At 58.4% G+C, this 14,531-nt stretch carries 9 protein-coding genes and 1 other annotated feature; of the genes, 7 read left to right on the top strand and 2 right to left on the bottom strand.

From position 1 onward, the window contains the following. Positions 1-239 precede the first annotated feature (239 nt). Positions 240-1,013 carry a hypothetical protein gene (locus LQ220_RS22645; protein WP_230190330.1) on the bottom strand — a complete coding sequence of 258 codons (774 nt, stop codon included), beginning with the start codon at positions 1,011-1,013 and terminating at the stop codon, positions 240-242. 75 nt (positions 1,014-1,088) lie between these two features. Between LQ220_RS22645 and LQ220_RS22640 the strand changes: the two genes are divergently transcribed. The 5 genes from LQ220_RS22640 to LQ220_RS22620 are packed head-to-tail and all read left to right on the top strand — an operon-like array spanning position 1,089 to position 10,482. Then, positions 1,089-2,234 carry an exonuclease SbcCD subunit D gene (locus tag LQ220_RS22640; protein ID WP_230190329.1) on the top strand — a complete coding sequence of 382 codons (1,146 nt, stop codon included), beginning with the start codon at positions 1,089-1,091 and terminating at the stop codon, positions 2,232-2,234. Further along, positions 2,231-5,305, top strand: a complete 3,075-nt coding sequence (locus LQ220_RS22635) for an SMC family ATPase (protein WP_230190328.1) — start codon at positions 2,231-2,233, stop codon at positions 5,303-5,305. The genes LQ220_RS22640 and LQ220_RS22635 overlap by 4 nt, the downstream gene beginning before the upstream one ends. A gap of 38 nt (positions 5,306-5,343) precedes the next feature. Then, positions 5,344-8,265, top strand: a complete 2,922-nt coding sequence (locus tag LQ220_RS22630; RefSeq protein WP_230190327.1) for a TerB N-terminal domain-containing protein — start codon at positions 5,344-5,346, stop codon at positions 8,263-8,265. Then, the gene (locus tag LQ220_RS22625; RefSeq protein WP_230190326.1) at positions 8,262-9,566 is read left to right on the top strand and encodes an ATP-binding protein; all 1,305 of its coding nucleotides are present in this window, start codon (positions 8,262-8,264) and stop codon (positions 9,564-9,566) included. The genes LQ220_RS22630 and LQ220_RS22625 overlap by 4 nt, the downstream gene beginning before the upstream one ends. After that, positions 9,496-10,482 (top strand): DEAD/DEAH box helicase, encoded by a 987-nt coding sequence (locus LQ220_RS22620; RefSeq protein WP_230190325.1) that lies wholly within the window; start codon positions 9,496-9,498, stop codon positions 10,480-10,482. The genes LQ220_RS22625 and LQ220_RS22620 overlap by 71 nt, the downstream gene beginning before the upstream one ends. A gap of 36 nt (positions 10,483-10,518) precedes the next feature. On the opposite strand, the gene LQ220_RS22615 is transcribed toward LQ220_RS22620, so the two are convergent. Then, positions 10,519-11,747, bottom strand: a protein-coding gene (locus LQ220_RS22615; protein WP_230190324.1) for an IS3 family transposase whose coding sequence is annotated in 2 segments (ribosomal slippage) — positions 10,519-11,459 and positions 11,459-11,747 — 1,230 coding nt in all. Because the reading frame shifts where the segments join, the coding sequence is not laid out codon by codon here. After that, positions 11,350-11,466 (bottom strand) — a sequence feature (AL1L pseudoknot). Its footprint overlaps the gene before it by 117 nt. Positions 11,748-11,809: 62 nt before the next feature. Between LQ220_RS22615 and LQ220_RS22610 the strand changes: the two genes are divergently transcribed. Further along, positions 11,810-13,099: a helicase-related protein gene (locus LQ220_RS22610; RefSeq protein WP_290369087.1), complete on the top strand. Its 1,290-nt coding sequence runs from the start codon at positions 11,810-11,812 to the stop codon at positions 13,097-13,099. A 65-nt stretch (positions 13,100-13,164) separates the two neighbouring features. Then, positions 13,165-14,511: an AAA family ATPase gene (locus LQ220_RS22605; protein WP_230190322.1), complete on the top strand. Its 1,347-nt coding sequence runs from the start codon at positions 13,165-13,167 to the stop codon at positions 14,509-14,511. Positions 14,512-14,531 lie beyond the last annotated feature (20 nt).

Below are 14,531 nucleotides of genomic sequence, written 5' to 3'. Positions count from 1 at the left end.
TGCCATCATTGCATCGAGCAAACGGCACTCTCAGGTCGCCGGACCTTTGCCATGTAGTAGCACAAAGTCGCCTCGCGTCTGTCAATATTCCATCGCCATTGCGGTAGATCTGAGGCTTCGCACTTCGTTGATTTCGGGATTTGTGACCGCTTCGGCCCATGCCCGCGGATAGATGGTTATGTTTCCTACCATGGCCACCTCCAAGAATTCGGCTGGCGGTTCTCACACCAGCCAAAGGCCTAATACCGTTCCAATCTCGCGCCTGGTCGATTGAGCCCCCAACGCCGTTCGACGTAGAACTCGAGGGACCGGCGAACCTGAAAGCTCAGAGTATCTTCGGTGAAGCCATACTCAAGGCGGACTGCGGCCTTTTGCTCATCCGTCAGGTTGCTCAGAGGTCTGAGACGGATATCAACCAGCTCTTCCCAGTCAGCGTCTCGCGGAAGCTCCTGGCCGACTGGCGCGGTTGAAAAGCTGCTGTCGGGAGACACCCGGACGGGAAGATAGTCACGCCATTCCTGGTGGTGGCAACTCCATGCCCGGACGTGCAGCCGCTCTCCATCCGATGCGAAGTTTGCTGGTGCAATCCACTGATTTTGACGAAGCCCAGTCGACATCGAGACATAGTCGATCTCGATCTTCAGCCGCTGCTCGATCGCCTGATAGAGATGGCGCATCACAAATGGCGGTGACTGCCGAACGGGCGATGGCAACAAGGAGATGTCATTGAATGCAGGGCTTCTGACAAGCTCATCCGGTGAGCCGGCTTCATGCGTGAACGGCAACCCACAGTGTTTGCTGTCAGCAAGGTAGCATTTACGGACCGCGTCATACCTGGGCTTTGGTTCAGCTACCCGCTCCAGATATTCCCTGAAGTCGATCGCCGCCTGCGGCGAAGATATTCCAAATCGTTCGATCAGGTCTTTGCGATTCACCTGCCCGCGCCATGTCAGGCATTGGTCAAGATAGACCAGACGGGCGAACATCGCAGGCTTGAGGGTGGGATCATTCATTGGGGCAAACGCTACTTGACTCGAAGCCGAGTGTCTATATAAATTTTATACATATTGAGATTCGAGGTTCTGCGAATGCGCATTTTGCACACAAGTGACTGGCATCTAGGCCGCCAATTCCACGGGGTGGCGCTGGAGGACGACCATGATCACGCCCTCGTCCAGATCCTGTCGATAATCGATGATCATCGGCCAGACGTTCTCATTGTCGCGGGCGACATCTTCGACAGGGCCAACCCACCCCAGAGCGCGCTAAAGAGGCTCTCCGAATTTCTGAGAACGGTAAGAGCAACATCGTCCGCCGCCATCGTTTTGATCGCGGGCAATCACGACTCAGCGGCGCAGATCGGAGCATTGGGTGTTCTTGCGACCGACGGCGAAGCAATCGTGCGAGGTCCATTGGATGAGGATGAAAGGCCGTTGGTCATATCCGACGCTCATGGCCCGGTGGCGATTTCCGCTCTACCTTTCGCCTTCGAATATGCGGCGCGGCTGTGCTTCGAAGACGAGGAAATTGCTTGTCCGGCCGATGTCATTCGCGCCCAGCTCGTCAGCGCGCGCAAACACGTTGCCGACGGAATGCGCTGGATCGTCGTTGCCCATGCATTCGTAGATGGTGCCGCCACGAGCGAAAGCGAGCGCCCGCTCATGCGGATGGTCGGCGGGATTGAAACCGTATCGGCGGCCGCATTCGACGGGGCGCACTATGTTGCGCTGGGGCACCTGCACCGCCCGCAATCGGTGGGGCTTGATCATGTTCGCTATTCCGGCGCGCCGCTGGCCTTCGGCTTCGATGAAGAAGGCCAGGAGAAGTCCGTCAGCCTGATCGAACTCGCGCATGACGGCACCGTCGAGGTGACCGAATTCCCCATCAAACCGCTGCGACATGTGCGAACCATCCGCGGCAGGCTTTTGGAACTGCTGGCTGGTACTGAGGTGTCCAACGACCTCGTCCGTGTGGTTCTGACGGACGAAACGCCGCAAATCGACCCGATGAAAAGGATCCGGGCACTCTACCCCAATGCGGTCCAACTCGCCTATGAGCGAAATGAGCGGCCCGTTGCGCAGCGGCTAGAGGAGCAACGAGCGGCGATAGACGATCCGCACGCACTCGCCTCGACATTCCTTGATATTGTGCGGGGCGACCCGCTGTCCGAAGCAGAGGCGGGCATCGTCGCTTCCGCGCTCAATGCGTTCGCGACGACGGAGGTGGGTCAATGAGGCCGATCAAGCTCACCTTGAGTGCCTTTGGCCCCTACGGCGGCGTCGAAAGCATCGATTTCCGCGAAGCCACGGAGGCCGGTCTGTTCGGGATCTACGGACCGACCGGATCGGGCAAGTCGTCGATCTTCAGCGCGATTGCCTTTGCCCTGTTCGGAGAAGGTGCGAAAGAAGAGCAGGGCATCGGGACCATGCGTTCGGATTTTGCAACCGATGCGCTGTTGACCGAAGTAAGTCTGCAGTTCGAGCTTGGTGCCAAGCGCTATTACGTCCGGCGAATCCCTGACCAGCCCCGCCCGAAGACTAGGGGAGAGGGGCAAACCATGCAGCCGCATGCAGCCTGGCTCTTCGACGTGTCATCGGTCGCGATCGACGATGTCGGCCCCGACTGCTGCGGCGTCCCGCTCGCCGAGCGCAAGGTCGGCGATGTCGCGCGGCTTGTCGAGGAGCTACTCGGTTACGGAGCTCAGCAGTTTCGTCAGATCGTGCTGCTGCCGCAAGGACGCTTCGAAAGGTTTCTCGTTTCCAACAGTAAGGACCGGCTCGAGATCCTGCGCGAACTGTTCGACGTGTCGCTGTACCGGAAGCTAACTGAAAAACTCAAAGTGGACGCTGCCGATATCCGGCGCGAGATCGAAGACGGCTATCGCTTGAACGGGCAGCGTCTCGCGGCAGAAGGCTTTGCCAGCTCGGATGAACTCAGCGCCGGTATTGCGTCCGCGCTTGAGCAATACGAACTCAGCCGGTTAGCCGTCGCCGAAACATCGGCGGTGCTCACTTTGGCGAATAATGCCTTTGCAGCGGCGGTTTCCCAAGAAAAACTGTTTGTTGAAGTGGATGCCGCTGGCGCTGCGCTGGAACAGCTGGAAGGCAAGCTTCCTGAATTCGATGCCGTCCGTGCCCGTAAGTCCTGTGCGGAGCTGGCACGGCGCATGGCAGATCTCGACAGTAGTCTCACGGACGCTCGTAAGCGCCATGCAGCGGCCGTAACGGCCCAGGCCAGCGCCAGCGACGCAGAAGTTCGTGCCCGCGACGCCGCGTCGGCTGCGATTGCTTTGCTGGCCGACCTGCGGTCCCAGGAACATGAAATCGAGACCTTGGCGCGCAAGATCGATGAAATGGGCCGCCACAAGCAAGTGTTGGTCGATTCAACCGAGCGCCTCGCGGAGCATGAAAAGGCTCTGGGCGCTTTGGACAGTGCGAAGCAGGGGCATGACCAGGCCGTTGCGGATCAACAGCAGGCCGAGCGGGCATTCGAGGAAAAGTCCGCCGCCTTTGCTGCTGCGCAACGCGATGCTCTTGAGCGGCAGGGTTTGATCGGGCGGCGCGATAAGCTGAAGATCGAACTTGGTGGCGCACAGGCACATCTTAGTGCCACCCAGGCACTGGAGAAGGCGCAGGCTGAGTACGACGCTGCAGCAGCTGCGGCATTGGACGCGCAAACCCGCCATCATCACGCCGGTGAAGAGGACGCCGCACGCGAAAGCGACTACATTTCCGCCCAGGCGAGCGTTCTTGCCGAGCGGCTGGAAGACGGTGTGCCTTGCCCGGTCTGCGGCGGCAGCGATCATCCTCAACCTGCTCACGGGACAGGTGATGCGGGCCTTCTGGAGAAAGCATGGCGAGGGGCGCAGTCCGCTTCCATCGCTGCCGCGAAAATTGATCGCGAGGCTCAATCGCGCGCCAGTTCGGCCAAGGCAACGCTGGAGGCGCGCCAGGCGACAGTATCAGATCTTGTGGTGCCGCAGCGCGGCATCAGCGAGATCGACACCGAGTATCAGCATGCCCTCGCCGCAATCGATAAGCTCGGCGGCGTCGCCGATGTGACCCTCCTCGCAAAGGAGGTGGACGAATTCCGCGATCGCAAGCTGACGACCGCAACCAAGCTTCAGCAAGCCAATTCCACTCTGGGCGACGCAACCACTGTCGAAGCCTTGTCCCGCCAAGGTTATGCTGATCGCATCGCTTCCGTTCCGGAGACGCTGCGCGACTCTAATGTTCTGCAGGCCGCAATTGATGCCGCAAGAGCTGATCTCGATCGGCGCAAAAAAGCGATTACTGACGCCCTGGAGCAACAACAGAGCTCCCAGGCCGCTCGGATCAAGGCCGAGGCTCTCCTTCAGAACGCCTCGGCTTCGCTCAACGATTGTGCGGATGCAGTCGAAAGGAAGCAGGCTGAATTTGAGTCGCGACTGATCGAGCTCGGGATTTCCGAAACAGCCTATCGTTCCGCCATTCCCGACATCGATTTGATCGGGGAGCTGGAAGGGTCGATTGTCGAATTCGACAAGGATCTGGCGGCAGCGCGGGGGCGGCAAACAGCTGCTAGGAATGCCGTCGGCAGTGCTCAGCGGCCCGCTATGGAGCCGTTCAGGCTCAGCTGCAATCAAGCTCAGGTAGCGGCTGACGATGCCTCAAGGCATAGCGCCGAAGCACAGCAGAAGCATCGCTCGCTCGTGGATCTGCAGACGAGTCTGGCCGACGAATTGAAGAACCTGCAGAGCCTCGAGCAATCGTCCGGCTCGTTGCGGGGTCTGGCTGAAGCCTTCGATGGGCAAAACGAGTTGCGGACTACCCTTGAGACGTTTGCCATCGGCGCCATGTTCGACCAGGTTCTCGAAGCCGCAAATCTGAGACTCGATCCGATGACCGGTGGTCGATATCGGTTCGAGCGGGACACTGTGAGTGTCGGCGGGCGATCGAAGCGCGGCCTCGATGTGCGCGTTCATGATATCCAGACGGGCCGGGCACGTGAGATCATAACGCTGTCTGGGGGCGAAACGTTTATCGCAGCGCTATCTCTGGCGCTTGGTCTTTCTGATGTTGTTGAAATGACCCACGGAGCCATAAGGCTCGACACAATCTTCATCGATGAAGGCTTCGGCAGTTTGGATACCGAGAACGACGCTGGCACGCTGGATCAGGTTCTGCAGGTCCTGCAAGACATCGTTGGCGAACGCCGATCCGTCGGATTGATTTCGCATGTTCCGCTGGTTCAGCAGGCTGTCCCCAATGGCTTCAGCGTTCGAAAAGGCGTGAGTGGAAGTGTCATTGAGTCAAGATTGCAGTGATGTTTGACATCGCCGCGACATAGGTCAATTTCAGCTGCATGCATAACGCCTTAATACCTTTTCGAAAGTACTCGGCCTTCTCCGGACGTGCGAGTCCACGCGAGTTCTGGTGGTTCTTTGCACTTTCGGCTGCTGTATTAGTCATCACCGTCTTTCTTACCGGTGTCAGCGCGCAGACCGCTGCCAAAGCTACTCCGACTTGGGCACTGGTATACGTTTTCTGGTGGGCAGTTACGGCAGTACCATGGTTTGCGCTGCAGGTGCGCCGCCTGCATGACCAAGGTAGAAGTGGTTGGCTCGTTTCGATCAACATCGCTGGCTATGCGGCGCTTTTCATCCAACCGCTAGCAGGCGTAGCCTTACTGGCCATTTCTCTTGGTCTCATGGCACTGCGGGGCGAACAGGGGAGAAACCGATATGGCGAAGAGAACGACGGTGAGCCGAGGAACGCTGCTCTCGAAGGGGTGCTGGATTCAGCCTCAAGGGAGCAGGCCTCAGAAAATCGCGTCTCGCCGATGAACGCTGGCGCTGACAAATACGAGGTCATTCCGACTTCGGATGGTCGCTTCATGTCCGGCGGCTATACTTTCACCACAAGGGCGCAAGCTGAGAACTATGCGCAACGGCGCCGTGGAACTGCCGCACCTTCGTCGGGCATTGGCTCAAACGGTGCTACCGCCGGCTTCTCCGACAGTCCTCCCCAGCCTTCGACTTACAGCGGTCCCAAAGAGAGCTGGGCCGAAATCGAACCTGGGATCAAACTGGGCAGGGATGGTCAGTTTTACGTTCGTGGGTATGCCCATGCCAAGCTTGACGATGCACGCAGGGCGGCCGCTGGTTACGGTCATCGGCCAGTTCCGACGCCGCAGCCCCAGTCATTTTTCGCCCCGAAAGGGGAAGCTCCTCAAAGCTTCATCGCTAAACTCACCAAGCCTTTTGCGCCTGCACCAGCTGCTCATTGGATCGCCGAACCAACCACGGTGGGGGTGGCCGGGATCGAATTCCAAGGGGAACTGCTTTACTACGGGAAAGCCGATCGACGCTCGAGCCATCGTGCACTTGTGGACCCGACGCTGTCGGTTGCATCCGATGCAGACTCGCTCGGGACCACTCTTGGTTACTGGCCGAACTATAGCGAGTTAGCGCCCTCAGCGCGTCGAGCCTATCTGGAGTGGCTTGCTTCCGGGCGTTGTGCGCCGAACGCACCCATCGGGTATGTTTTCGTCTATTTCTACGGCCTCGAACGTCGCTTGATCGCGGAGAAAAGCGAGAAGGATGCTCGCGCGATCCTCGCGGAAGCGCGACGCCTGCTGGATATCTATGGCGATAACCACTCATTCCGTAATTACTGTGGCGCGCTGATTGAGGCCGGCGAGTTGATCTTCGACATCGCACCCACTGGCAATGCAATCTCGCTCGACATGCGGCGAGGTTGGGAAATCCCAATTGACATCCGGGTGCGGCTTGGACGCAAAGTCCGTGACGGGACAGCAATAGATTTCGATGACGCCTTGTGCTGGGCTTTGACGCATCCGCAGCTCTATCCGCGAACCGCCGTTGGCCGTTGCTTTGATCAGTTCTGCGCGTTGTGGCGCTATCGCTTCGCCGAACGCTTCCCCGACGGCATCAAGGTTCGCGGGGGCAAAACGCGTCTGCAATTCAATTATCGAGCAGCGAGCGGCGAGTTCAATGCTCATGCCGCATTGGAGGACTTGCCCGATATTGGAGCCATCGCGGGGCCTGTGACCAAGTTGGAATCCCTGCTGACGGAATGTACTGAGGCACTCGACCCGCTCAGTCGGTTCCTGGGCCGAAATCCCGAAGAACGCGCGACATTGCTCGCTGCTGCACTTTGTCCGGCCGAGGCCTTGGACGATCGGGCCGAGACGCTTCTTACGGCAGCGCGAACTTGCCTATTTGACGGAGGCAGCAAAGATGGTTTGGCGCAGAAGCCTCTTGGTCAAGTATTGGAAGTTCTGGCGGGGAAACCGGGACCGCTGGCCGCAAACCGAAGGGCATTTTTGTTCAAGCGTCTGCCCGAAATCCTCGATGCAATGCAAATCGGCTTTGAGCCAGACAAGCGGTACGGCCCTGTCCCCACTTTAAGCGACGACACAATTTTGTGCCTGTTCGAGATCGGTAAGTCGATCAAGCCGCATCACGACCGTGATGAATACCGTTCGGCCCGCACAATGATCGAGATTGCGGTTCTGGCTGCCAAGGCAGACGACCAGGTCGTCGAGGCGGAAATGAGCGTGATTCTCGACGATGTCGCACAAATTGCAGGGCTGGATTCGAACGACCAACATAGATTGCGCGCTCACGCACAGGCGTTGGCATCGAATCCTTCGAAAATGCGAGCGGCGACCAATCGGCTGTTGGCGTTGCCCGACGCTGAAAAGGATCGAGTGCTGACCACTGCAGTTCGTGCGATCCTTGCAGATCAACGCGTATTGCCGGCCGAAGTGCGTTTCCTGGAGGGGCTCTACAAGTCACTCGGGAAGCCGCAGGACGAGGTTTATGCGCGACTGCACGCGGGCGAAGACAGCCCACGATCGCAACGCACCGGCAAGAACCAACCGACCCACGTCGTTGATAGCGAGAGATTGGAGCGGCTTCGGCGAGAAACAAACGCTGTCTCGACCATGCTCTCGAGCATTTTTCGTGAAGAGGAATTGGCCCCGACAGAAGCTTCTGCCCAAATTCAGCCAGATGAACGGAGCCTGCCTGGCCTTGATGCCGCACATTCGCACGTGCTGCTGAAGCTCTCGGAACAGCCGGTTGAGGCCGAAACTTTTGAGACCCTTTGTCGTGACCAACGACTACTCCCCGATGGAGCCATTGAAACAATAAACGATTGGGCATTCGACGCGCTCGACGACATCGCGATTGAATGCGAAGATATCGTTTCGATTCAACCGCACCTTATCGACAAAATCAGGAGCATGGCTGCCGCATGACCGAGCGAACACCAATCCGGCTTCGCGACCGCGACACCATAGTTCAAGCGCTCGCTGCTGGCGTTGTCCCGCGGGTGGGCTTGCAGCACATCCAGGTAGGGCGAATGCTCGAGGTCGGTGCGTTCATTAAGGACATAGACCGGATCGCCGACGGCGGGTCATCTTGTCGATTCGTGATCGGCGAATACGGCGCCGGTAAAACCTTCTTCCTTAGCCTCGTGCGGCTAATCGCGCTGGAACGTCGGTGCGTAACCATTCACGCTGACCTGGCTCCAGATCGTCGCATTCACGCGACCGGCGGTCAGGCGCGCGGACTCTATGCTGAAGCGATCCGCAATATGGCGACAAGGACCAAACCGGATGGCGGCGCACTACCAAGCGTTGTCGAACGCTTCATCAGCGAATGCATGAAGGTCGCGCACGCCGATAAGCGACCCGTTGAACAGGTCATCGATGATCGGCTGGCTTCGATCCAAGAACTTGTAGGCGGCCACGATTTTGCCCTTGTGCTCAAGTGCTACTGGCAGGGCAGTGAGGATGGTAACGAGGCATTGAAGGCTTCGGCACTTCGTTGGTTGCGCGCAGAGTTTCCGACAAAAACCGAGGCGCGCCAAGCTCTAGGGGTCCGTTCGATCATCGACGACGCCGACGTCTTTGACAGCCTGAAGCTCCTTGCTCGCTTCACTCGTCTCGCTGGCTACAAGGGATTGCTTGTCGTGTTCGACGAGATGGTCAACATCTACAAATTGCAGAGCTCCCAGGCACGCAACCAAAATTTCGAGCAGATCCTCCGCATGGTTAACGATATGCTCCAGGGCAATTCTGAAGGGCTTGGCTTTGTTTTTGGTGGCACGCCTGAATTCCTGATGGACAGCCGTCGCGGACTCTACAGCTATGAGGCCTTGCAATCTCGGCTTGCAGAAAACCAGTTTGCCACACCTGGGTTAGTCGACCTGAGTGGGCCGGTTGTGCGTTTGCAGAACCTTTCACCTGAAGAATTCTTGATCCTGTTAGGCAACATCCGAGCTGTCTTCGCCTTAGGTGACCCAGCCAACCATCTCGTGCCCGATGAAGCACTCGACGCGTTCATGGCGCATTGCAGTCAGCGTATTGGCGAAGCCTATTTCCGAACGCCGCGTAACACTATCAAGGCTTTCGTCCATCTCCTTGCAATCCTAGAGCAGAACCCCGCTATCGATTGGCGAACCTTGATCGGGAGTGTTTCGGTGGATGACGATCCTGGCGAAGACGTTGCCACTGCAATTGACGGCGATGATCAGCTTGCCACGTTCGAGCTCTGAAGGCGGTTCCGGGTTCGATCTGCTTCATCCGCAGATCCAGCGCTGGATCAGACAGCAGGGCTGGTCTCGTTTGCGAGATGTGCAAGAGCAGGCGATTGCTGCAATCTGTGGCAGCGACGAGGACGTCCTGATTTCAGCCGCGACTGCTGCCGGCAAAACCGAAGCTGCCTTCTTGCCGCTCCTCGGCTCTTCAGCGACGCGTGAGCAGCCTGGTGTCGCCATTCTTTACGTCGCACCGCTCAAGGCATTGATCAACGATCAGTTCCGCCGTCTTGAGGATCTGTGCGATAAGATCGAACTACCACTTGTTCGCTGGCACGGCGACGCTCCGCAAGGCCCCAAGACCAAGGTCATGAAGGCGCCCGCCGGCGTGGTGCTGATTACCCCAGAATCGATCGAGGCGATGCTGTTGCGGCGCCCAGCAACTGCGGAAGCGCTTTTCGGCGCGCTCGATGCAATCATCATCGACGAACTTCATTCCTTTCTTCAGGGACCAAGAGGTCTGCACCTGTCGAGCTTGCTCAATCGGATCGAGTTACTCAATGATCGGCGACCACGGCGAGTGGGATTGTCGGCTACAATAGGCGATCTCGAATTTGCCGCGCGATGGTTGAGCGGAACCGCGCCAAAGCCAGCGCAAATCCTTGCAGTTGCAGGCGGCGCCCCACCGCTTAAGGTGCAAGTCCGGACTTATGTGGAACCACCCGAAGGCGATCCTAGCGGTGATGTAATGATTGAAGATCCGCTCGCTGGATCCGCATTGGCTAAGATCGCTCAACACGCATTTGAAGCTCTACGTGGGAGCAACAACCTCTTCTTTGCCGGTTCTCGGGCCAATGTCGAAACCTTAGCCGACCGCCTCCGCACGATCAGCGAGAATGCTCATGTGCCAAACGAGTTCTTCCCTCATCATTGAACCGCCCCGGGATTGCCGGAGGCCAGTTTCATCAAATTATGCTGCCATTAGCGTGTCGTCCAGCATGGCGTAGTAGCGCTCTTCGGCCTCGGCAGGTGGGATATTGCCGATGGACGCCAGCAACCGCCGGTTGTTAAACCAGTCCACCCATTCGAGCGTGGCGTATTCCACGGCTTCAAATGATCGCCAAGGACCGCGACGGTGGATGACCTCGGCCTTGTAAAGACCGTTGATCGTTTCGGCCAAGGCATTGTCATAGCTGTCGCCAACACTGCCGACCGAAGGCTCGATCCCGGCCTCGGCAAGGCGTTCGGTATATTTGATCGAGACGTATTGGCTGCCGCGGTCGCTGTGGTGGATCAACCCGCTGCGATGGGTTGGCCGCCGATCGTGGATCGCCTGCTCGAGAGCATCGAGCACAAAGCCGGCATGTGCCGTCCTGCTCACCCGCCAGCCAACGATATAGCGGGCGTAGACGTCGATCACGAAGGCGACATAGACGAACCCGGCCCACGTCGCGACGTAGGTAAAGTCCGAGACCCACAGCATGTTCGGCGCCGGTGCATGGAACTGGCGGTTGACCTGATCGAGCGGGCACGGCGCGGCCTTGTCGCTGACCGTCGTCTTGACCGGCTTGCCGCGGATCACGCCCTGCAGGCCGAGGTCACGCATCAGCCGTTCCACCGTGCAGCGGGCAATATCGAAGCCCTCGCGCTGCATCTGCCGCCACACTTTCCGCACGCCGTACACCTTAAAGTTGGCGTCGAACACGCGGCGTACTTCCACCTTCATCGCCTCGTCGCGCTGGGCGCGTGGCGACAGACGCGACGGATCACGCCGCTGCGCGACGCGCTCGTGGTAGGTTGATGGGGCGATCGGCAGAACCCGGCAGATCGGCTCGACCCCATACTCACCCCGATGCTCATCAATGAAGCTGGTCATCGCTTGAACGGGCGGTCGAGCTCCGCCTGGGCAAAATATGCAGAAGCCTTGCGCAGGATCTCGTTGGCCTGACGCAACTCGCGGTTCTCGCGCTCCAAGGCCTTAAGCTTGTCTGCAACCTCGACAGGAACGCCGGCACGCTTGCCGCTGTTCACCTCAGCCTTCTTCACCCACTCCAGCAACGTGTGCCCTGAGCAGCCAATCATCGCCGCAATGGATGTGATCGCTGCCCAGCGGGATGGATGCTCGCTCTCCTGATCCAGCACCAAGCGAACCGCCCGCTCACGCACCTCAGGGGAAAACTTGTTCGTCGTCTTGCTCATCGTAGACCCTTCCTCTCAGGAGTTAGGGCCTCCGGCAATCCCGGGGCGGTTCACATGGCAGTTTGAGCAAAGGCTTGCGAGAGGAACTCGAGCTGCGATTGAAGGACGGCCACCTGCCAACTACGGCAGTTGCGACAACCACGTTGGAACTCGGTATCGATATAGGTTCGGTCGTTGCAGTGTCGCAGCTTGGCGCGCCGCGCTCGCTCGCATCATTACGGCAACGGCTAGGCCGGTCAGGTCGGCGTGAGGGATCCAGCGCGATCTTCCGAAATTATTTGCGTGAACCATATCCAGCTGCGGACGCAGATCCGCTGGACAAATTGCACTTTCCCGTAATCCAGGCCGTGGCAGCTCTGAACCTGCTTCGATCGAAGTTCGTTGAGCCCCCTGAAACCGACCCGGCACTGCTCTCGGTCAGTGTCCACCAGATTCTGTCATTGATCGTCCAGTTGGGTGCCCTCAGCGCCGGGAAACTGTACCTGACCTTATGCCGACAAGGACCATTCACAACACTCACGAAGACCGATTTCGTCGACCTGCTCCGAGGAATGGGCAATGGCGATGCGGCATTGATTGAGCAAGCACCCGACTGTTCGCTAATGCTCGGCGCAGAAGGTGAAAGGCTAACTGCATCGCGAGATTTTTATGCCAACTTCGCGACTGACGAGGAATGGCGCCTTGTCCATACCGGACGAACACTTGGAACGCTGCCGATCGTCAACGCGCTTGTTGTCGGATCAATAATTGGGTTTGCGGGACGTCGTTGGCGGGCAACCGATGTGGATGACAGAGCGAAGGTTGTTGAAGTCGTAGCACATAGCGCGGGGCGTGTTCCAAAGTTCGATCGCCTCGGTCAAGAGCCTGTCCATGACCGCCTCGCAGCGGAAATGCTGGCTGTTTTTCTGAGCCATGAACTCCCAGACTATCTCGACGACAATGCCAAAGAATTCTTGGCAGCGGGCCGCGCGGCCTTCGCCCAGCTCGTTCTACAGAAATCCCACTTTATCGATGCGGGCTCCGCGACGCACGTCCTAACTTGGCGAGGTACATCAGCAAATGCTCTGCTCGCCGTGCTGCTCACGTCAATGGGCTTCGCCTGCGAAACATTCGACGTCGGAATCACTTTAACCGGCTGTTCAATCGATGATGCTTTTGATGTTATCGCATCAATTGATGGCTGCCCTCCAATCGAGGACCTCGGTCGGTTCGTGGAAAATCTCGTAGTTGAGAAATACGATGCTTATGTGCCGGAAGACCTCTTGCGTCGGCTTTGGATTCGTCGACATGAACCACTTCGTGAACCGATGAGTCAACTTATCTGTGAGCTCGCAGGTATGAGACCCGACTGAGCCGAAAGCTGCCGAGACGACGCGAATAAGTGTATAGGGTGAATTCAAAGGAGGGCGGGGGCGCCATGCACTTATCGCGCATTACGATCGAGAATTTCCGTAATTTCCAGAATCTTGATGTCGCACTTGGCGGCAACCTCGTGATCGTAGGTGAGAACCGGGTAGGAAAGAGCAATCTCCTCTATGCCCTACGGCTCGTCTTCGATCCCTCCCTACCTGACAGCAGCCGGCAACTTGGTCTGGCAGATTTCTGGGACGGCCTCGACGCGATCGATGAGAACTCAAGAATCACCGTCACGGTAGAGATCAAGGATTTCGAGGACGACCTCGACGTTCTTGCGGTACTGACCGACTTTCGCCTTAACGACGATGCCGACACGGTACGGCTGACTTACCAGCTGCGGCCTGAGCCGGGGCTGGAGCACGCGCCGAAGAGCGATGATGATTTCTCCTTCATCTGTTTCGGCGGAGAGGACGAGGCCAAACGCTTTGGCCACGACCTGCGCCGACGGATCACGATGGACCTCCTGCCTGCACTGCGAGATGCCGAGGGAGATCTCGCAGCTTGGCGCCGCTCGCCCCTCCGGCCGTTGGTCGAGGACGCGTTCGTCGGAATCGATGCTGATGCTTTGGCAGCGATCGGCGGGAAAATTTCGGAGGCATCAAACGCCGTTCTTGGATTCGACGAGGTCAAGTCGCTCGAGGAGCAGATAGCCGAGCTGTTCCTCGCAATGAGCGGTCCAAAACAGAATGTGAACCCGTCGCTCGGCTTCTCGGCGACCGATGCCGCGCGGATCAACCGTCAGATCCGGCTGCTGATTGACCAGGGACGCCGTGGTATTGCCGATGCCAGTCTCGGCTCTGCGAATTTGATCTTCCTGACCCTCAAGCTCCTCGACCTGAAGCGGCTGATCGACTCCAACAAGCGCGATCATTCGCTGCTCGCGATCGAGGAGCCGGAGGCGCATCTCCACCCACATCTTCAGCGCCTCGTCTACAAACATCTGTTCGAGACGATCGTCGAAACTGAACATGATGATGGTGAGGAGGAGGCCGATGCCCAGCCGCTAACGGTGATCCTGACCACGCATTCCCCCCACATCGCAAGTGTTGCGCCGCTCACCTCGCTGCTGCTGTTGCGTGAGCAGGCCGGGGCCGGAACCAAGGGATATTCAACAGCGTCGGCCGAATTCTCCGATGACGATGTCGAGGACCTCGAACGCTATCTGGACGTAACGCGCGCCGAGTTGGTCTTCGCGCGGGGCGTGATCTTGGTTGAGGGCGACGCCGAGCGCTTTCTGATCCGTACGCATCCGTTGTGGACCGCAGGCATCAAGCATTTTTTTGAGGTAAGATCTCCCAGGAGTATCGCTACCCTTACTCCTGGGAGATTGGGTTTTCGCTGCTGGTAAATCAGGCCGCCTGAGCGGTA

Source organism: Sphingobium sp. CECT 9361 (assembly GCF_918741285.1).
Taxonomy (GTDB): Bacteria; Pseudomonadota; Alphaproteobacteria; order Sphingomonadales; family Sphingomonadaceae; genus Sphingobium.
The sequence above is the reverse complement of the archived record's forward strand: the minus strand, read 5'-3'. Positions and strand labels throughout refer to the sequence as shown.

Coding starts and splice junctions, on each gene's coding strand:
- LQ220_RS22645 (WP_230190330.1), bottom strand. CDS start 1,013: ATGAATGATCCCACCCTCAAGCCTGCGATGTTCGCCCGTCTGGTCTAT.
- LQ220_RS22640 (WP_230190329.1), top strand. CDS start 1,089: ATGCGCATTTTGCACACAAGTGACTGGCATCTAGGCCGCCAATTCCAC.
- LQ220_RS22635 (WP_230190328.1), top strand. CDS start 2,231: ATGAGGCCGATCAAGCTCACCTTGAGTGCCTTTGGCCCCTACGGCGGC.
- LQ220_RS22630 (WP_230190327.1), top strand. CDS start 5,344: ATGCATAACGCCTTAATACCTTTTCGAAAGTACTCGGCCTTCTCCGGA.
- LQ220_RS22625 (WP_230190326.1), top strand. CDS start 8,262: ATGACCGAGCGAACACCAATCCGGCTTCGCGACCGCGACACCATAGTT.
- LQ220_RS22620 (WP_230190325.1), top strand. CDS start 9,496: ATGACGATCCTGGCGAAGACGTTGCCACTGCAATTGACGGCGATGATC.
- LQ220_RS22605 (WP_230190322.1), top strand. CDS start 13,165: ATGCACTTATCGCGCATTACGATCGAGAATTTCCGTAATTTCCAGAAT.